Source organism: Streptomyces sp. NPDC058457 (assembly GCF_042720695.1).
In the GTDB taxonomy this organism is placed as follows: Bacteria; Actinomycetota; Actinomycetes; order Streptomycetales; family Streptomycetaceae; genus Streptomyces.
This window is the reverse complement of sequence record NZ_JBHXLU010000010.1, coordinates 156,472-174,147: the sequence shown is the minus strand read 5'-3', so window position 1 is coordinate 174,147 and position 17,676 is coordinate 156,472. Positions and strand designations below refer to the sequence as shown.

General features: G+C 70.1%; 15 protein-coding genes. 7 read left to right on the top strand and 8 right to left on the bottom strand.

Annotation, left to right across the window (positions count from 1 at the left end):
* Positions 1-203: 203 nt before the first annotated feature.
* From ACFWPS_RS11675 to ACFWPS_RS11665, 3 genes are all read right to left on the bottom strand, one after another.
* Positions 204-1,181: a pirin family protein gene (locus ACFWPS_RS11675; protein ID WP_383703616.1), complete on the bottom strand. Its 978-nt coding sequence runs from the start codon at positions 1,179-1,181 to the stop codon at positions 204-206.
* 124 nt (positions 1,182-1,305) lie between these two features.
* The gene (locus ACFWPS_RS11670) at positions 1,306-3,261 is read right to left on the bottom strand and encodes an Ig-like domain repeat protein (RefSeq protein ID WP_383703614.1); all 1,956 of its coding nucleotides are present in this window, start codon (positions 3,259-3,261) and stop codon (positions 1,306-1,308) included.
* 199 nt (positions 3,262-3,460) lie between these two features.
* Positions 3,461-3,943 carry an SseB family protein gene (locus tag ACFWPS_RS11665; protein ID WP_383703612.1) on the bottom strand — a complete coding sequence of 161 codons (483 nt, stop codon included), beginning with the start codon at positions 3,941-3,943 and terminating at the stop codon, positions 3,461-3,463.
* A 176-nt stretch (positions 3,944-4,119) separates the two neighbouring features.
* Here ACFWPS_RS11665 and ACFWPS_RS11660 point away from each other — a divergent pair, with 176 nt between their 5' ends.
* The 4 genes from ACFWPS_RS11660 to ACFWPS_RS11645 all read left to right on the top strand — a co-directional run bounded on the left by ACFWPS_RS11660 (position 4,120) and on the right by ACFWPS_RS11645 (position 8,835).
* Positions 4,120-5,946 (top strand): acyl-CoA dehydrogenase, encoded by a 1,827-nt coding sequence (locus tag ACFWPS_RS11660; protein WP_383703610.1) that lies wholly within the window; start codon positions 4,120-4,122, stop codon positions 5,944-5,946.
* Between the two features lie 75 nt (positions 5,947-6,021).
* A complete protein-coding gene (locus ACFWPS_RS11655) occupies positions 6,022-7,344 on the top strand; it encodes a M18 family aminopeptidase (protein WP_383703607.1) in 1,323 nt (440 codons plus the stop codon).
* A 195-nt stretch (positions 7,345-7,539) separates the two neighbouring features.
* A complete protein-coding gene (locus tag ACFWPS_RS11650) occupies positions 7,540-8,646 on the top strand; it encodes a glycosyltransferase (RefSeq protein ID WP_383703605.1) in 1,107 nt (368 codons plus the stop codon).
* A gap of 30 nt (positions 8,647-8,676) precedes the next feature.
* Positions 8,677-8,835, top strand: a complete 159-nt coding sequence (locus ACFWPS_RS11645) for a hypothetical protein (RefSeq protein WP_294008171.1) — start codon at positions 8,677-8,679, stop codon at positions 8,833-8,835.
* Between the two features lie 99 nt (positions 8,836-8,934).
* On the opposite strand, the gene ACFWPS_RS11640 is transcribed toward ACFWPS_RS11645, so the two are convergent.
* Positions 8,935-10,770, bottom strand: coding sequence for an NHL domain-containing thioredoxin family protein (locus ACFWPS_RS11640; protein WP_383703603.1), 1,836 nt, complete (start codon positions 10,768-10,770; stop codon positions 8,935-8,937).
* A gap of 111 nt (positions 10,771-10,881) precedes the next feature.
* Positions 10,882-11,742, bottom strand: coding sequence for a calcium-binding protein (locus ACFWPS_RS11635; RefSeq protein WP_383703601.1), 861 nt, complete (start codon positions 11,740-11,742; stop codon positions 10,882-10,884).
* Positions 11,743-12,036: 294 nt separating this feature from the next.
* Here ACFWPS_RS11635 and ACFWPS_RS11630 point away from each other — a divergent pair, with 294 nt between their 5' ends.
* Entirely contained in the window at positions 12,037-12,537 is a 501-nt protein-coding gene (locus tag ACFWPS_RS11630; protein ID WP_383703599.1) for an LURP-one-related/scramblase family protein, read from the top strand.
* 28 nt (positions 12,538-12,565) lie between these two features.
* Here the strand turns inward: ACFWPS_RS11630 and ACFWPS_RS11625 are convergent, their stop codons facing one another.
* Positions 12,566-13,363 carry a carbon-nitrogen family hydrolase gene (locus ACFWPS_RS11625; protein WP_383703596.1) on the bottom strand — a complete coding sequence of 266 codons (798 nt, stop codon included), beginning with the start codon at positions 13,361-13,363 and terminating at the stop codon, positions 12,566-12,568.
* Between the two features lie 182 nt (positions 13,364-13,545).
* On the opposite strand from ACFWPS_RS11625, the gene ACFWPS_RS11620 reads away from it, so the two are divergent.
* Both ACFWPS_RS11620 and ACFWPS_RS11615 read left to right on the top strand, forming a co-directional pair.
* On the top strand, positions 13,546-14,370 hold the full coding sequence (locus ACFWPS_RS11620; RefSeq protein WP_383703594.1) for a maleylpyruvate isomerase family mycothiol-dependent enzyme: 825 nt from the start codon (positions 13,546-13,548) through the stop codon (positions 14,368-14,370).
* Positions 14,371-14,440: 70 nt separating this feature from the next.
* The gene (locus ACFWPS_RS11615) at positions 14,441-15,205 is read left to right on the top strand and encodes an SAM-dependent methyltransferase (RefSeq protein WP_383703592.1); all 765 of its coding nucleotides are present in this window, start codon (positions 14,441-14,443) and stop codon (positions 15,203-15,205) included.
* A gap of 405 nt (positions 15,206-15,610) precedes the next feature.
* Here the strand turns inward: ACFWPS_RS11615 and ACFWPS_RS11610 are convergent, their stop codons facing one another.
* On the bottom strand, positions 15,611-16,912 hold the full coding sequence (locus tag ACFWPS_RS11610) for a nitrate/nitrite transporter (RefSeq protein WP_383703589.1): 1,302 nt from the start codon (positions 16,910-16,912) through the stop codon (positions 15,611-15,613).
* Positions 16,909-17,559, bottom strand: coding sequence for a GntR family transcriptional regulator (locus ACFWPS_RS11605; protein ID WP_351486415.1), 651 nt, complete (start codon positions 17,557-17,559; stop codon positions 16,909-16,911). Before ACFWPS_RS11605 ends, ACFWPS_RS11610 begins: the two co-directional genes overlap by 4 nt.
* Between the last annotated feature and the right edge of the window lie 117 nt (positions 17,560-17,676).

Here is a 17,676-nt window from a genome sequence, read left to right as displayed (position 1 = left end):
AAACGAGGTCGCAGGCCGGGAGGCCACTCGGGCGACGAAGAAACGAGGTCGCAGGCCGGGAGGCCACTCGGGCGGTGGAGAAACGAGGTCGCAGGGCGGAAGGCGACTCGGGTGGGGAGGCGGATTGGTGGGGGGTAGGGGTGGGGCGAAGGCCGGGAGGCCTGGCGCTTGGTTGCGTCAGGCCTCCCGGGTGGGTCCGTTGCTTATGCCTGCGGGCCGGTTTCCGTCATGCCGTGTACTGCCGGGATCGTGCCCAGGCGGCCCTTCTGGAAGTCCTCGAAGGCCTGCATGAGCTCGTCCTTGGTGTTCATGACGAACGGGCCGTAGTGGGCCATCGGCTCACGGATCGGCTCTCCGCCGAGCAGCACGACCTCGAGGTCCGGCGTGTGCGAGTCCTGCTTCTCGTCCGCGCGGACGGTGAGGGACGAACCCGCGCCGAAGACAGCGGTCTGGCCCATGTGGATCGGGCGGCGTTCGGCGCCCACCGAGCCCTTGCCGGCCAGCACGTAGGCGAGGCCGTTGAAGTCCTCGCGCCAGGGCAGCGTGACCTCGGCGCCCGGGGCGACCGTCGCGTGGATCATGGTGATCGGGGTGTGCGTGATGCCGGGGCCGGCTTGGCCGTCCAGCTCGCCCGCGATGACGCGCAGCAGCGCACCACCGTCGGGGGTCGTCAGCAGCTGCACCTGGCCGCCACGGATGTCCTGATACCTCGGCGCCATCATCTTGTCCTTGGCCGGGAGGTTCACCCACAGCTGGAGGCCGTGGAAGAGACCGCCGGACACGACGAGGGACTCCGGCGGGGCCTCGATGTGGAGGAGACCGGAGCCGGCCGTCATCCACTGGGTGTCGCCGTTGGTGATGGTGCCGCCGCCGCCCTGGCTGTCCTGGTGGTCGAAGATGCCGTCGATGATGTAGGTGACGGTCTCGAAGCCACGGTGCGGGTGCCAGGGGGTGCCCTTGGGCTCGCCCGGCGCGTACTCCACCTCACCCATCTGGTCCATCATGATGAACGGGTCGAGGTGGCGGTAGTTGATCCCCGCGAACGCCCGGCGCACCGGGAAACCCTCGCCCTCGAAACCGCTCGGCGCGGTCGTGACGGCGAGCACGGGACGGGCCACGGCGTCGGCCGGTGCGGCCACCCGGGGCAGGGTCAACGGATTCTCGACGGTCACTGCAGGCATGTTGGCTCCTCCTTGTGCGCCCACTTTAGTTGAGCGTTGAACTTTCTGCCACCCCTAACGGCGAAGGCCCGGAGGACATTCCCTCCGGGCCCGGCCATCCCCCGATCGGTGGATCAGTTGTGGATCAGTTGCTGAAGTAGAGGTACTTCCACCCGCCGTACGTCGTGGAGTTCACGCTGTCGCCGGACGAGCCGTTGACGTACACGGACCGCACCCGCGCCCGGATCCCGGACTCGCCCGGCGCTCCGAGGCGCACGCCCGACTTGCCGTTCGAGGCGACCGGGAAGTACTCGGAGTCCGTCGCGTACCAGGTCCCCTGGTAGTAGACCTGCACGTCCAGGCGCTGCTCACGGCCCGGGTAGTAGGTCATGGTGGTGGTCAGAACCGGGTCGGTGTTCTTGTGGAACCAGTAGTACGACGTCGAACCGATCTTCGCCGTCTTGTAGTGCTTGGAGACGGCCATGGAGATCTTGACCCGCGCGTACGCCGTGACCTTGACGGTCTTCGGCGCGTAGCGGGCGTCGCCGTCGAAGACCGCGGAGACGGCCGTGTCGCGGGTCATGTCGACCCAGGCGGCGATGTTCCCGTGGGAGTCCACCTTGCCGGTCTTGATCAGCTTCTTCGGCTTGTCGCCGCCGAAGGGGTCGGCGTAGATCTTGACCGAGCGGTTCTTGTACGTCGTGCCCAGGTGCGCGGTGAACTTGACGTCGGCGCTGTAGTTGTACAGCTTGCCGTTGTTGTTCAGGCTCAGGCTCGTGGCCGCACGGGAGACCGTGACCTTGTCGGAGGCGGTGGCCGCGGCGTGGTCGGCGTCGCCCGCGTAGGTCACCTTGTACGTGACCGTGCCGCCGGCCGGCGGGGTGTCGGTGAAGGAGTACGTGCCGTCCGCCGCGACGGTGACGGCGGCGAGCGTCTTGCCGTTGGGGCTCTCGACGTCGGTGCGGGTCACGGAGAGCTTGGCACCGGCGGGCAGCGGGACCGTCGCCGAGAGCTTGCCGGTGACGGTGAGCTTCTTGGCGCGGGGCGCCGAGCTCGGGGCGTTGACCGTGAGCGTCGGCACGTTGAGCGTCGGCTGGCCCAGGACCGTGAGCGTGTAGGAGCCGCCGTTCGGCGCCAGCGCGAAGATCCGCGAGGAGTCCGGCGCCCAACGCAGGTTGCCGGTGGCGTAGTCGGTCGAGGTGCCGAGGCTGTAGGTGCGCAGCGGCGTGATGGTGTTGGGCTTGTAGACCGCGACCTTGCCGGCGTTGAACTGGGCGACCAGCCCGTTCGGCGCGACGTCGGCACCCCACGCGCCGGGGTAGGAGCCGGCCCTGCTGAACTTGCCGTCCGCCCACGCGTCCCGGTCGGTGCCGTTGACCAGCACCTGGTCGGCGCCGGGCACCAGGTCGATGTCCGAGATGCCGTCGTTCAGGGTGTAGTCGCCCTGGTACCAGGCGGTGACCTCAGCGGTCCCGTCCGAGACGTCGAGGACGGCCATGGAGTCGGTGGAGATGCCGGTCTCCCCGACGGCCAGCAGGCCCGGCCGGGTCGGGTCGGTGTCCAGCAGCCCCTGGCCCCAGATGCCGATCGAGGTGCCCTCGGTGGGGAACTGCGTCATCGCGACCGGGTCGGTCCCGCCCGCCGGATCCACCGTCGGGTCGATGGAGCCGATGTCGCCGTCCCACTGGTCGCCGTACGAGAACCACGCCTTGCCGCCGGCGAAGGCCAGGTGGCGGGGGCCGGTGCCGGTCGGGATGTCGTACGAGGCCTTGACGTCCAGGGTGGCCGCGTCGAGGGCGAGGATCTGGTGGGTGTTGGGCAGGGCCGCGTACAGGGTGCTGCCGTCGTCCGACAGGGCCAGGTCGCTGACGCTGCCGAGACCGGAGTCGGAGTCGACGAGGGTGCCGCTGTAGTCGGAGGCGACGATCCGGCCGTTCGCCGCGTCGCCGACGAACACCCGCTGGATGGCGCCGTCCACGACGAAACCGCCGATGTCGGTGACGGTGGTGGCGGCCGCCGAGGCGGTCCCCGCCGCCACGACGCTCAGCGCCGCCGAGCTGAAGACGACCGCGAGCGCCGTCGCGACCGAAGTGCTGCGCATGCGCACAGTGATGAAACCCCCAGTGAGAACCCGGATGCGCCGGGTTGACGAGAGCGCCGCGCGGCACCCGGACACGACCGCGGAAGAGCGGTTGCGCGCGGGGCGCGGCTGCCTGAAGCAGCCTATGGCATGGCTGTGACAAAGAGGGGGTGAGTTTTCGGAGGGAGATGCCCGGAGGGCCGAGTCCCGGGGGTGGTGCCTAGCCGTACATCCGGCGCATCGCGAATTCCACCATCTGCTCGACCGCCTTGGCGTCGAACACCATGCGGTGCTCGCCCTCCATGTCCAGGACGAAGCCGTAGCCGGTCGGGAGGAGGTCGATGACCTCCGCGCCGGTGATCACGAAGTACTTGGACTCCTTGCCCGCGTACCGGCGCAACTCCTTCAGCGAGGTGAACATGGGGATCACCGGCTGCTGGGTGTTGTGCAGGGCCAGGAACCCGGGATTGTCGCCGCGCGGGCAGTACACCTTGGACGTGGCGAAGACCTGCTGGAAGTCCTCGGCGGTCACCTGGCCCGTGGTGAAGGCGCGTACCGCGTCCGCGAGCGAGGGCGGGGACGGCTCGGGGTAGAGCGGCGACTGCTGGCCGTACCCGCCGAGCCCGCCGGCCATCTGCTGCTGCGACGAGGCGTACTGCTGCTGAGCGGCCCCACCGTCCATGGGCTGGCCGTATCCATACATGCGCGCAAGCCTACCGAGACACGCGGTGTCTGCGGGAAGGTAGACCCTTCTCACACTTCACCCGGTGGGGGTTGCGTCTTATTACCGACGGGTAGCATCATCGTGTCTACTCGTTGGTATGTGAAAGCTTGCGCGAGGATCCAGTGCCTCGCCGATCCGGATACGGAGCCGTCACCATGGGGCACTACAAGTCCAACCTCCGCGACATCGAATTCAACCTGTTCGAAGTGCTCGGGCGCGACAAGCTGTACGGCACCGGCCCGTTCGCCGAGATGGACACCGACACCGCGAAGACCGTCCTGGAGGAGCTGACCCGGCTCGCCGAGAACGAGCTGGCGGAGTCCTTCGCCGACGCCGACCGCAACCCCCCGGTCTTCGACCCGGAGACCAACACCGCCCCGGTCCCGGCGTCCTTCAAGAAGAGCTACAAGGCCTTCATGGACTCCGAGTACTGGCGCCTGGGCCTGCCCGAGGAGATCGGCGGCACCACCGCCCCGCCGTCGCTGATCTGGTCGTACGCGGAGCTGGTCCTCGGCGCCAACCCGGCTGTGTGGATGTACTCCTCCGGCCCGGCGTTCGCCCGCATCCTCTTCGACGAGGGCACCGAGGAGCAGAAGAAGTGGGCGCAGCTCGCCGTGGACCGGACCTGGGGTTCGACCATGGTGCTCACCGAGCCCGACGCGGGTTCGGACGTCGGCGCCGGCCGTACCAAGGCGGTCCAGCAGGAGGACGGCTCCTGGCACATCGAGGGCGTGAAGCGCTTCATCACCTCCGGTGAGCACGACATGGAGGAGAACATCCTCCACTACGTGCTGGCCCGCCCCGAGGGTGCAGGACCGGGTACGAAGGGGCTCTCCCTCTTCCTCGTCCCGAAGTACCTGTTCGACTTCGAGACCGGCGAGCTGGGCGAGCGCAACGGCGTCTACGCGACGAACGTCGAGCACAAGATGGGCCTGAAGGCCTCCAACACCTGCGAGATGACCTTCGGCGACCGCCACCCGGCCAAGGGCTGGCTGATCGGTGACAAGCACGAGGGCATCCGCCAGATGTTCCGGATCATCGAGTTCGCCCGGATGATGGTCGGCACGAAGGCCATCTCGACGCTGTCCACGGGTTACCTGAACGCCCTGGAGTACGCCAAGGAGCGCGTCCAGGGTCCGGACCTCGCGAACTTCCTGGACAAGTCCGCGCCCAAGGTCACCATCACCCACCACCCCGACGTCCGCCGCTCGCTGATCACGCAGAAGGCGTACGCCGAGGGCATGCGCGCCCTCGTCCTCTACACCGCCTCGGTCCAGGACGCCATCGCCGTCAAGGAGGCGAACGGCGAGGACCCGAAGGCCGAGCACGCGCTGAACGACCTGCTCCTGCCGATCGTCAAGGGCTACGGCTCCGAGAAGGGCTACGAGCAGCTCGCCCAGTCGCTGCAGACCTTCGGCGGCTCCGGCTTCCTGCAGGAGTACCCGATCGAGCAGTACATCCGCGACGCCAAGATCGACACCCTCTACGAGGGCACCACCGCCATCCAGGGCCAGGACTTCTTCTTCCGGAAGATCGTCCGCAACCAGGGCGCGGCGCTGAACTCCCTCGCCGAGGACATCAAGAAGTTCCTGGCGCTCGGCACCGGCGGCGAGGAGCTGGCGGGCGCCCGCGAGCACCTCGCGAAGGCGGCCGTCGAGCTGGAGGCGATCGTCGGCCTGATGCTGACCGACCTCGCGGCCACCGAGCAGGACGTCAAGAACATCTACAAGGTGGGCCTGAACACCAGCCGCCTGCTGCTCGCCTCCGGTGACGTGATCGTCGGCTACCTGCTGCTCAAGGGCGCCGCGATCGCCGCCGAGAAGCTGGAGACGGCCTCTTCGAAGGACAAGCCGTTCTACACCGGCAAGATCGCGGCTGCGAAGTTCTTCGCGGCCAACGTGCTGCCGGGCGTCACCCTGGCCCGCAAGATCGCGGCCGACGTCGACCTCGACCTGATGGAGCTGGACGAGGCGGCTTTCTGACCGACCCGAGTTCCGCCACGGTGGCCCGCTCCCTCTCCGGGGAGCGGGCCACCGTACGTCGTTAAGGTGAAGTACATGAGCGAACCCTCCCGCTTCGATCGCGGCCACACCGACGACCTGATGTCCTTCCTCGCGGCCGGCCCGACGCCGTACCACGCCGTGGCGAACGCCGGCGAACGGCTGGAGAAGGCCGGTTTCCGGCAGGTCAACGAGACGGACGCCTGGGACACGGAGACATCAGCGGCTTCCGCCGCGGGGTCCGGCGGCAGGTACGTGCTGCGCGGCGGCGCGATCATCGCCTGGTACGTCCCGGAGGGCGCCGCGCCCCACACGCCGTTCCGGATCGTCGGCGCCCACACCGACTCCCCGAACCTGCGGGTGAAGCCCCGCCCGGACAGCGGGGCGCACGGCTTCCGCCAGGTCGCCGTGGAGATCTACGGCGGACCGCTCATGAACTCCTGGCTCGACCGGGACCTGGGCCTGGCCGGCCGGCTCAGCCTGCGCGACGGCTCCACCCGCCTCGTCGACGTGAACCGCCCGCTGCTTCGGGTGCCCCAGCTCGCCATCCACCTGGACCGTTCGGTCAGCAGCGAGGGCCTCAAGCTCGACAAGCAGCGCCACCTCCAGCCGATCTGGGGCCTCGGCGACGACGTCCGCGACGGCGACCTGATCGCCTTCCTGGAGCAGGAGTCGGGCCTGCCGGCCGGCTCGGTGACCGGCTGGGACCTGATGACCTACGCCGTCGAACCGCCCGCCTACCTGGGCCGCGACCAGGAGCTGATGGCCGGCCCCCGGATGGACAACCTGCTGTCCGTGCACGCCGGTACGGCGGCCCTGGCGGCCCTGGCGACGGGCGGCGCGGAGCTGCCGTACATCCCCGTCCTCGCCGCCTTCGACCACGAGGAGACCGGCTCCCAGTCGGACACCGGCGCGGACGGGCCGCTGCTCGGCAGTGTGCTGGAGCGCTCGGTGCTGGCGCGCGGCGGGTCGTACGAGGACCGGGCGAGAGCCTTCGCGGGGACCGTCTGTCTCTCCTCCGACACCGGTCACGCCGTCCACCCCAACTACGCGGAGCGGCACGACCCGACGCACCACCCCCGCCTCAACGGCGGCCCGATCCTCAAGGTCAACGTCAACAACCGCTACGCGACCGACGGTTCGGGCCGTGCGGTGTTCGCCGCCGCCTGCGAGAAGGCCGGGGTGCCCTTCCAGAACTTCGTCTCCAACAACTCCATGCCCTGCGGCACCACGATCGGCCCGATCACCGCGGCCCGCCACGGCATCCGGACGGTCGACATCGGCGTGGCCATCCTCTCCATGCACAGCGCCCGCGAACTGTGCGGCGCCGACGACCCGTTCCTGCTGGCGAACGCACTGGTGGCGTTCCTGGAAGGGTAGTTGCACATGGCGGTGGGTACGGCGCGTAACGGACACAGCGGCACTCACAGGGCCATCACAGGCAACCGTGAGCAATCCGTTACAGCATTCAACTACCGGAGTTGTACGGATTTCGTGAAGACTGTGGATCACTGACGGGTCCGGAATAACGAATTCCGGATCCACCACGGCCTTCACGACAGGGGGTACCGAGCCGTGCGCCGTCACGCCACGCGCCGTGCCCACGCCGCCCCCGAGGGACCCGGCGACAGACCCAGACTCGCCGTGCTGATCCCGGCCCACAACGAGCAGGAACGTATCTCCGACGCGATCGACGGACTCTGGGAACAGACCCGGCGTCCCGACCTGATCGTCGTCGTCGCCGACAACTGCACCGACGACACGGCGGGCGTCGCCGCCGCCCACGGCGCCCAGGTCTTCCCCACCCAGGGCAACACCCACAAGAAGGCCGGTGCCCTCAACCAGGCCATCGCCTGGGTGCTGCCGCACCTGGACGACCGCGACCTGCTCCTCGTTCAGGACGCCGACACCGTCCTCAACCCCTGGTTCGTCGAGACCGCGCTCGCCACCTTCAACCGCAAGGTCGGCGCGGTCGGCGGGGTCTTCTACGGCGAGGACGGCGGCGGCCTCCTCGGCCTGCTGCAGCGCATGGAGTTCCACCGCTACGCCTGGGAACTGGAACGCACCGGCGGCCGGGCCCAGGTTCTCACCGGCACCGGCACGATGTTCCGCGCCCGCGTGCTGCGCGAGGTCCGCGCCGCCCGCCGCGCCGGCGAACTCGGCGGCGGCACCGGCTACTACAGCCTCGCCTCGCTCACCGAGGACGACGAGATGACCAAGGCGGTCAAGACCCTCGGCTACCGGGCCATGTCCCCGGCGGGCTGCGCGGTCACCACCGAGGTCATGCCCACCCTGCCCAAGCTGTGGCACCAGCGGCTGCGGTGGCAGCGCGGCGCGCTGGAGAACCTCCGCGACTACGGCTGGACCCGGGTCACCGCCCGCTACTTCATGCAGCAGTTCCTGATGGGCTTCGGCGCGCTCTCCTTCCTGATCTACCTGACCTTCATGACCACGTACACCTCGCTGTACGGCTGGCCGGGCCTGTCGCCGTTCTGGACGGCGATCGGCCTCATCTTCATCGTCGAGAAGACCGTCTCCGTACGGCGCGCGGGACCGAAGGCCGTCCTGGTCGCCGCGGTGATGATCCCGGAGATGCTCTACGACCTCTTCCAGCACGCCGTCTACTTCACCTCGCTGTGGGGGCTGGTGCGCCGCAGCGAGGAGAAGTGGGTGGCGACGTGAGATTCCCTCAACCCTCCTAGGAGAAATGCGATGTACGGCAGAGTGATCGGCGCGGGCACGGCGGGCGCGGGTGGTGCGACCCTGGCCGCCACCGGGCTGTGGATCAACAGCATGGCGATGGTGGTGGCGGCCACGACGCTGGTGGCGGCCGGGGTTGCGGTGTTCAAGTTGGTTCCGCGGAGGCGGTAGCCGGTCGTCATTCGTCCGCGGGTGCGTGGGGGCTGGTCGCGCCCACGCGGCGGCAGCCGCAAATCGACACAGCCCCGCGCCCCTTATGGGGCGCTGTTCCTAGGCGTCTTGATCCATCCCGGCCAGGACCAGAGGAAGCCGGTTCGCCCCACCCTCCGTGATCCGCACCGGAACTCCCCAGTCCTGCTGGTGCACATGGCAGGCCGGGTACTCGTTCGCAGGGTCGTCGTCGCAGCTCGCTGCCATCGCCGAGACGTGCAGGACGCCCTCCTGGATCGCCGGGTTCAGTTCCAGCTCTCTCGACAGGTCGGTGTCGGCGCCCTCGCCCTTGAGCAGCAGCTCCGGCGGGGTCGACGACACCAGCAGGCGGGTGGACGGGCCGTAGCGGGTGTCCAGCTTCTGGCCCTGCGGGGCCTGGAAGATCACGTCCAGCCGGAGCCCGCCCGGAGCCACCTCGGTCGCCGCGCGCCGGGTGCGGTGGGCGACCGACTCCACCCGGACCGCCTCCTCGGGGAGCCGCAGCCGGGTCAGGCGGTGCCGGGCCGACTCGACCACCACGATGTCGTCGCCGGCCAGCACCGCGTCGCTCGGCTCTCTCAGGTCCGTCGCCAGCGTGGTGACCTCGCCGGTCGCCGGGTCGTAGCGGCGCAGCGCGTGGTTGTAGGTGTCGGACACCGCGACCGAGCCGTCGGGCAGGGCCGTCACGCCCAGCGGGTGCTGGAACAGGGCCTGGCCGGCCGCGCCGTCCCGGTGGCCGAAGTCGAAGAGGCCGGTGCCGACGGCCGTGTGGACGTCTCCGTCCAGGTCGACCCAGCGCAGGGCGCTCGTCTCGGAGTCGGCGAGCCAGAGGCGCTCCGCGGTGGCCGCGAGGCCGGACGGCTGCGCGAACCAGGCCTCGGCCGCCGGCCCGTCGACCAGTCCCTCGTTGGTGGTGCCGGCGGCTACCGCGACCGTCCCGGTCTCCGGGTCGTACGCCCACAGCTGGTGCACGCCGGCCATGGCGATCCACACCCTGCCGCCGAAGACCGCCACGTCCCAGGGGGAGGAGAGATCGATCTCGCGGGCGGGACCGGAGGTCGGGGATCCCTGCCACCACTGGCGGCCCGTGCCGGCGAGGGTGGTGACCTCGCCGGTGGCCGGATCCAGGCGGCGCAGGGCGTGGTTGACGGTGTCGGCGACGACCACCGAGCCGTCGCCGAGGAGCGCGAGGCCCTGCGGTTCGTTGAAGGACGCGGTGCCCGCCGTACCGTCGGTGAAACCGCGGGTGCCGGAGCCGAGCCGCCGCACGACCGTCTCCGCGTCCTCGGCCAGCTCCACCAGCTGGTGCCGGGTGGTGTCGCTGACCAGGAAGTTCCCCGAGGGCAGCAGCAGGGCCTTGCCGGGGAAGCGCAGCGCGGTCGGCTCGGGCTCCGGCGGCACGTACGGACCGTCGCCGCGCCGCAGGGTGCCCTTCGCCTCGTGCTCCGCCTCCAGTTCCTCGACCAGCCGCGCGATCGCGTGCGCGTGCCCCTCGCCGGCGTGCTGGGCGACGACGTACCCCTCGGGGTCGACGACGACCAGCGTCGGCCAGGCCCGCACCGCGTACTGCTTCCAGGTGGCGAGCTCCGGGTCGTCCAGCACCGGGTGCTCCACGCCGTACCGCTCCACGGCGTCGACGACCGCCTGGTGCTCCGCCTCGTGCACGAACTTCGGCGAGTGCACCCCGATGATCACCACCGTGTTCCGGTGCTGCTCCTCCAGCTCGCGCAGCTCGTCCAGGACGTGCAGGCAGTTGATGCAGCAGAACGTCCAGAAGTCCAGGATGACGATGCGCCCGCGCAGGTCCGCGAGGGTGTACTGCTTGTCGCCTGTGTTCAGCCAGCCGCCCTCGCCGATCAGCTCGGGGGCGCGGACACGGGCACGGCGCGGGGTGGGCGCCGGGGATGCGTCGTTCATGAATCAAGAGTGCCATCCCCGACCGACAGTCCCCGCGGCGCTCCCGCGCTCGTCGACCGTGGGCGGCCGACCGCCCGTGCCCGGCGGTTCCGGTGCGCGGGCGCCGGGCCGTCAGTCCTGGTGGGTCACATCGGTCCCGGGGCCGCCGGAGAGCGTGTCCCGGCCGGGACCGCCGTACAGCCTGTCGTTGCCGCTGTTGCCGTACAGCTTGTCGTTCCCGCTGTTGCCGTACAGGACGTCGTTGCCCTTCCCGCCGTACAGGGTGTCGGCGCCGGTTCCGCCGGAGATGGTGTCCTTGCCGTCGTCGCCGGACAGGTACTGGGCTCCGGCTCCGCCGCGCAGCACGTCGTCGCCCTTGCCGCCCTGCACGATGTTGTCGCCGCCGCTCGCGTTGATCGTGTCGTTGCCCTCGCCGCCCCAGGCGAGACCCTCCTTGCCCACGGTGATGGTGTCGTTGCCCGTGCCGCCGGAGACGTAGGCGCCGTCGAGGCGGCCGTAGTCGGCCGCCCGGTCGTTGCCGGTGCCCAGGGAGATCTCGGCGTAGTAGTAGATCTGATCGGTGGAGTTCTCGTACATGATCGCGTCGTTGCCGTCGCCGAGGTTCACGGCGAGGGCGGCGTACGGGTCCTGGCTGTCGACGTTGGTGACCGTGCAGGAGACCGTCGTGTGGTCCGAGCTGTCGGGGTAGACGCAGTCATGGCCCGCGGTGATGGGCACGGCGTCTTCGATCACATAGGTGATGCCCGTGCGGTCCGCGGTGAGCGACGCGGCGATGGTGGCCTTGTTGGTCTGCCCGGCGGCTGCCTGGTAGGTGAGCTGCCAGTCGTACCGGTTGACCGAGGCGGTGGCCGGCGCCGTGGCGGCACCGGCGGTACCGGCCAGGGTGAGCGGCAGTGCCAGGGCCGTGCCGAGGGCCAGCGTCGCCGCCGAGGCGGCGCGGATCACCCGGCGGCGGGTGGGGCGAGAGAGCATGGGCGAAACCTCCGAAAGGGACGTTCAGAGCTGTGTGCCTTGCCCAACGTCCGACTCGTGACCCACCCGAAGGGTTGGGCAACTTGTCCGCAGACGAGTGGAGTTCATCTGCAGGACGCCCTTCGGCCCGCCGAATTCCAGTGCCCGGCCAGCTGGGGATGCGGCTCGTGCACGGGGCTGTCTGCGCGGGGCCCTCGCCGTGCCGGTCACCCACCGGACCGGCTCGGCGGCAGCGGTGGCCCTCTTTCGCCGCGGTCCGGTGATGATCCCGCCGCACCGGGGAACGGTAACCGCATGAGATTCCTGGTACGCGACCGGCTCCTCGGCTTCGGCGAGGACTACTGGATCGAGGACGAGCACGGCGACAAGGTGTTCCTCGTCGACGGCAAGGCCATGCGGGTGCGGGACACGTTCGAGCTGAAGGACCGGCACGGGCGCGTGCTCGTCGACATCCACCAGAAGATGTTCGCCCTGCGCGACACCATGGTGATCGAACGCGAGGGCGAGCCCCTGGCGACCATCAGACGCAAGCGGCTCTCGCTCCTGCGCAACCACTACCGGGTCCACCTGGTCGACGGCACCGAACTCGACGTCAGCGGCAAGATCCTCGACCGGGAGTTCGCCGTCGAGTACGACGGTGAGCTGCTGGCCGTGGTCTCCCGGCGCTGGCTGCACGTACGGGAGACCTACGGCGTCGACGTCGTACGCGACGACGCGGACCCGGCGCTGCTGATCGCCGTGGCTGTGTGCGTGATCCACCTCGCCGGCAAGGAGCGGGAGAAGGACGAGGAGTAGGACGAGGAGTAGGGGACGACCAGCGGACTCAGCGGTGGCGCGGGGGGGCCAGGCCCAGGAGGCGGTCCTTGAGGGCCGGGAACTGTTCACGGGTCGCGGCGACCTTGGCCGGGTCGAGGTCGACGGTGAGGATCTCCTCGCCGGCGCCCGCCTCGGCCAGCACCTCGCCCCACGGATCGACCACGATCGAGTGACCCGCCTGGGGAACCCCGGCGTGCGTCCCGGCCGTTCCACACGCGAGCACGAACGCCTGGTTCTCGACCGCCCGCGCCTGGGCCAGCAGCGTCCAGTGCGCGCGTCGCCGCTCGGGCCAGCCCGCCGAGAGCACCAGCGTCTCGGCGCCGGCGTCGACGAGTCCGCGGAAGAGCTCGGGGAAACGGAGGTCGTAGCAGGTGGCCACGCCCAGCGTGGTCTCGGGCAGCCGGACCGTCACCAGCTCCCGTCCCGCGCTCATCAGCACCGCCTCGCCCTTGTCGAAGCCGAAGCGGTGGATCTTGCGGTAGGCCGCGGCCAGCTCACCGGAGGGGGAGAAGACGAGAGCCGTGTTGTAGAGGGGGCCCTCTGGGTCACGCTCGGGGATCGAGCCGGCGTGCAGCCACACGCCCGCGTCGCTCGCCGCCTTCGCCATCGCCTCGTACGTCGGCCCTTCGAGCGGCTCGGCCTCCGTCGCGAACTCCTCGTAGGCGAACGCGCCGGTCGTCCACAGCTCGGGCAGTACGAGGAGATCGGCATCCGCCTGCTCGCGCACCAGCTCGGTCACACGCCGCCGACGAGATTCGACCGATTCGCCCTCGTTTACGTCGATCTGGATGAGCGAGGCGCGCACACTACCACCGTCCTGGCATTCGAGTCGTCCACACGGGCCTACGATCGTCACACGAAAGCACTGCCGGGGTGCCTCACAGCAGCGTAACTTAGCGTCTCAAGACACCCGCCGACAGCAGCCACCTCCCACTGGCAGCGCCGCCACCACCTGCCCGAGTACCGACCGCCGAGGGGTCCCGTTCCGTGAGTCTGCATCCCACCCTCCAGCCCTACGCCGACGCTTGGACCCACTCCATCGAAGCGATATCCGAGCTGGTGACGCCGCTTGTCGAGGGCGAGTGGAACCGGCGGACACCGTGCCCGGGCTGGTCGGTGCGGGACGTGGTCTCCCATGTCATCGGCCTGGACTGCGAGATGCTCGGCGACCCGCGCCCCATCCACACCCTGCCGCGCGACCTTTACCACGTCACCAACGAGGCCCAGCGCTACATGGAGATGCAGGTCGACGTACGACGCCACCACACGGCGCCGGAGATGACCTCGGAGCTGGAGTACACGGTCATCCGCCGCAACCGCCAGCTGCGCAACGAGTCGCGGGAGCCGGGGCGCCTCGTGCGCGGGCCGATGAGCAAGGAGATCACCCTCGAAGAGGCCATGCGCAACCACGCCTTCAACGTGTGGGTGCACGAGCAGGACCTGCGGGCGGCGCTGGGCCGGCCGGGCAACCTCGACTCGCCCGGCGCGCAGATCGCCCGGGACGTACTGCTCGGTGAGCTGCCCCGGGTGGTCGCCAACGACGCCGACGCGCCGCGCAGCTCGGCCGTCATCTTCGACGTGCACGGGCCGATCGAGTTCCTGCGCACCATCCGCATCGACATCCAGGGCCGCGGCACCCTGGAGACCACTCCCGCCCTCGGCCCCGCCGCCATCTTCAACCTCGACTGGGAGACCTACGTCCGCCTGGCCTGCGGCCGCACCACCCCGGACGCGGTCGCGGACCGGGTGAAGGCGGAGGGCGACCAGGAACTGACGGCGGCGATCCTGCGCAACTTCGCGGTCACGCAGTAGGCGGCGGCAGCGGCTTGGGCACCGCTAATTCGGTGTCCTGCGCAGGCCGTCGAAGCCTACGGTGCCCGGCATGACGACCGACACCGCAGCCCATGACAGCCTCCCGCCCCGCCTCACCCGGCTCACCTTCCACGGTCCCCTCTCCGAGGCGCGCGCGGCCGGGATGGTAAGCCGCCTCGCCGCCACGAACCCCGGGAGCGTGTTCGACATCGGCTGCGGCTGGGGTGAGCTGATGCTCCGGCTGCTGGATGCGGTACCGCAGGCGCGTGGGGTCGGAGTGGACCTGAACGCGGAGGATCTGGAGCGGGGGCGGCGCGGTGCCGAGGCGCGGGGGCTGGCCGGCCGGGTGGAGTTCGTCGAGGATTCCGCGGCCGGGACCGGGTACGGCCCGGCCGACGTGGTGCTGTGCCTCGGCGCCAGTCACGCGCTGAGCGACGACTTCGTGACGGCCCTGCGGGAGCTGCGGCGGCTGGTGGCCGACGGCGGACGGGTCCTGCTGGGCGAGGGCTACTGGCAGCGCACCCCGACGGACGCCGAACTCGCCCGGATGTGGCCGGGCGCGGCGGCCGCCGACCACCACGACCTGGCGGGCCTGGTCGACCTCGCGGTGGAGGCGGGCTTCCGCCCCGAGTGGACCGAGACGACGAGCCTTGAAGAGTGGGAGGAGTTCGAGTCGGGCTACCAGGCGGACAAGGAGGTGTGGCTGGCCGCCAACCCGGAACACCCCCTGGCCGCGGAAACCCGCGAGAGCCTGGACACCCACAGAACAGCATGGCTCACGTACCGAGGCATCCTCGGCTACACCTACCTCACCCTCGTACCAACGACACACTGACCGCCCGACTCACACCGCCGGCAGACCGACCGACTCGCCCAGGCGGCCAGCCGACTGCTGACCGACTCACACAGGCCACGGGCTCACCGACCGACTCACACAGGCGGGCGCCCGACTGACCGACTCGCACAGGCCACGGGCTCACCGACCGACTCACACAGGCGGCCAGCCGGCTGACGACTCGCACGGCGGGCTGACCGACCGACTCGCGCCGCTGACTGGTCGACCGACTCGCACCGCCAGCTGATTCGCTCGCTTGCGCGGGCGGGCGGGCGAGTGGGCGGGCGGGTGGGCGGCTGATCTCGTCGTACGCGCGGAAAGCCGCCGACGGTGATCGCCCCCGCAGGTCGCCCGGCCTCTCTGCCGACGGTGAACGGGTGGTGCGCGGGTGGGAGAACAAACCGCTCACGCAGGCACGTGCACCGTCTCCACCCGGCTCGCCACCAACCGTTCCCGCTCCCGCCGAACCGCCCGCCCCCGCAACCGCAGAATCTGGCTCACCCCCAGCGCCTGCAGCACGAACACGCACGAGAAGGCCACCGTGTAGTTGTCGCCGGTGGCATCCAGCAGCACACCCACCACGAACAACGTCGTCATCGAGGCCGTGAAACCACCCATGTTGGTGATCCCGGACGCGGTCCCCTGCCGCTCCGGCGGATTGGCGGGACGCGCGAAGTCGAAGCCGATCATCGACGCCGGCCCACACGCCCCCAGCACCGCACACAGCACCACCAGCAGCCACATCGGCGCATGGTCGGCCGGATACACCAGCGTCGCCGCCCACACCACGGCCGTCGCCCCGACCGTGCCCAGCGCCAGCGGCAGCCGCGCCATGTGGTGCCGGGCGACGATCTGGCCGTAGACGAGGCCGACCACCATGTTGCAGAGGACGACCAGGGTCAGCAGCTCACCGGCCGTGGCACGGGACAGCCCCTGCGCCTGGACCAGGAACGGCAGCCCCCACAGCAACAGGAACACCATCGCCGGGAACTGGGTGGTGAAGTGCACCCACAGGCCCAGCCGGGTCCCCGGCTCCCGCCAGGACGCGGCGATCTGCTTCCGTACGTACGCCGCCCCCTGGTGCGGGAAGGGCTCCGGCTCGTACCCCTCGGGGTGGTCCTTCAGGAACAGGAACACGAGGACCAGGACGACCGCCCCGGCCAACGCGCTGCCCGCGAACGCCGGGGTCCAGCCGATGCCGTGCAGCAGCCGGGCCAGGACCAGCGTGGAGACCAGGTTGCCCGCCATGCCGGCCAGACCGGCGAGCTGGGCGACGAGCGGGCCGCGCCGGGCCGGGAACCAGCGGGTGCCGAGCCGCAGCACGCTGATGAACGTCATCGCGTCACCGCAGCCGAGCAACGCACGCGAGGCGAGCGCGGTGCCGTACGACGGGGAGAAGGCGAAGCCCACCTGTCCGACGGTGAACAGCACCGCGCCGATGGTCAGCATCTTCTTCGTGCCGAGGCGGTCGACCAGCAGGCCGACAGGTATCTGCATGCCGGCGTAGACCAGCAGCTGGAGGATCGAGAACGTGGACAGGGCCGAGGCGCCCACGTGGAAGCGGTCGGCCGCGTCGAGACCGGCGACCCCGAGGGACGTACGGAAGATGACGGCGACGAAGTAGACCGAGACGCCTATGCACCAGACGGCGACGGCCCGGCGACCGCCCGGCGGATCACCGGGCAGCAACGCGTTGCCGCGGCTCATCGGACCTCACCCCGCGCCAGGTGCGCGAACCAGTCGACGTGCCGGTGCACAAGGCCGACCGCGCGATCAGCATCCCCCGCGCGCAGCGCGTCCAGGATCTCCTCGTGCTCGGTCAGCGACTTGGCGATGCGGTCGGGGTGCGCGTGCATGATCGCAACGCCCATCCGCAGCTGGCGGTCGCGCAACTGGTCGTAGAGGCGGGAGAGGATCTCGTTGCCGCCGTCGCGGACGATCGCGGCGTGGAAGCAGCGGTCCGTGACGGCCGCGGCGGCCAGGTCACCGGCGGCGGCCTCGGCCTTCTGCCGGTCGAGCAGTTCCTGCAGCCGGGCCACCAGCCCCGCCGACGCCGGTACGGCCTTGCGCACCGCGTGTTCCTCCACCAGCATCCGGGTCTCGACCACGTCCGCGATCTCCTGCGCGGAGACGGGCAGCACCATGGCGCCCTTCTTCGGGTAGAGCTTGATCAGGCCCTCGGCCTCCAGGCGCAGCAGCGCCTCGCGGACGGGGGTGCGGGAGACCCCGACGGCCTCGGCCAGCTCGCCCTCGGTGAGGAGCGTGCCGCCTTCGTAGTGGCGGTCCAGGACGCCTTGCTTGACATGGGAGTAGACGCGGTCGGCGGCGGGGGGCTGCTTGACGGCCAGGCTCATGCCTACAGCTTAGATACAACACGTACGCAAGTAGCCCCTTCGTCCACCATCCGGACGTGATGTAAATCGCCCTCAGCAACCGCACAACCATCTGTGCTACTTACGTGTCACACACGT

Excerpts from the sequence above, each read along its gene's own strand:
- ACFWPS_RS11675 (WP_383703616.1), bottom strand. The coding sequence starts at position 1,181 with ATGCCTGCAGTGACCGTCGAGAATCCGTTGACCCTGCCCCGGGTGGCC.
- ACFWPS_RS11670 (WP_383703614.1), bottom strand. The coding sequence starts at position 3,261 with ATGCGCAGCACTTCGGTCGCGACGGCGCTCGCGGTCGTCTTCAGCTCG.
- ACFWPS_RS11665 (WP_383703612.1), bottom strand. The coding sequence starts at position 3,943 with ATGTATGGATACGGCCAGCCCATGGACGGTGGGGCCGCTCAGCAGCAG.
- ACFWPS_RS11660 (WP_383703610.1), top strand. The coding sequence starts at position 4,120 with ATGGGGCACTACAAGTCCAACCTCCGCGACATCGAATTCAACCTGTTC.
- ACFWPS_RS11655 (WP_383703607.1), top strand. The coding sequence starts at position 6,022 with ATGAGCGAACCCTCCCGCTTCGATCGCGGCCACACCGACGACCTGATG.
- ACFWPS_RS11645 (WP_294008171.1), top strand. The coding sequence starts at position 8,677 with ATGTACGGCAGAGTGATCGGCGCGGGCACGGCGGGCGCGGGTGGTGCG.
- ACFWPS_RS11640 (WP_383703603.1), bottom strand. The coding sequence starts at position 10,770 with ATGAACGACGCATCCCCGGCGCCCACCCCGCGCCGTGCCCGTGTCCGC.
- ACFWPS_RS11635 (WP_383703601.1), bottom strand. The coding sequence starts at position 11,742 with ATGCTCTCTCGCCCCACCCGCCGCCGGGTGATCCGCGCCGCCTCGGCG.
- ACFWPS_RS11630 (WP_383703599.1), top strand. The coding sequence starts at position 12,037 with ATGAGATTCCTGGTACGCGACCGGCTCCTCGGCTTCGGCGAGGACTAC.
- ACFWPS_RS11615 (WP_383703592.1), top strand. The coding sequence starts at position 14,441 with ATGACGACCGACACCGCAGCCCATGACAGCCTCCCGCCCCGCCTCACC.
- ACFWPS_RS11610 (WP_383703589.1), bottom strand. The coding sequence starts at position 16,912 with ATGAGCCGCGGCAACGCGTTGCTGCCCGGTGATCCGCCGGGCGGTCGC.
- ACFWPS_RS11605 (WP_351486415.1), bottom strand. The coding sequence starts at position 17,559 with ATGAGCCTGGCCGTCAAGCAGCCCCCCGCCGCCGACCGCGTCTACTCC.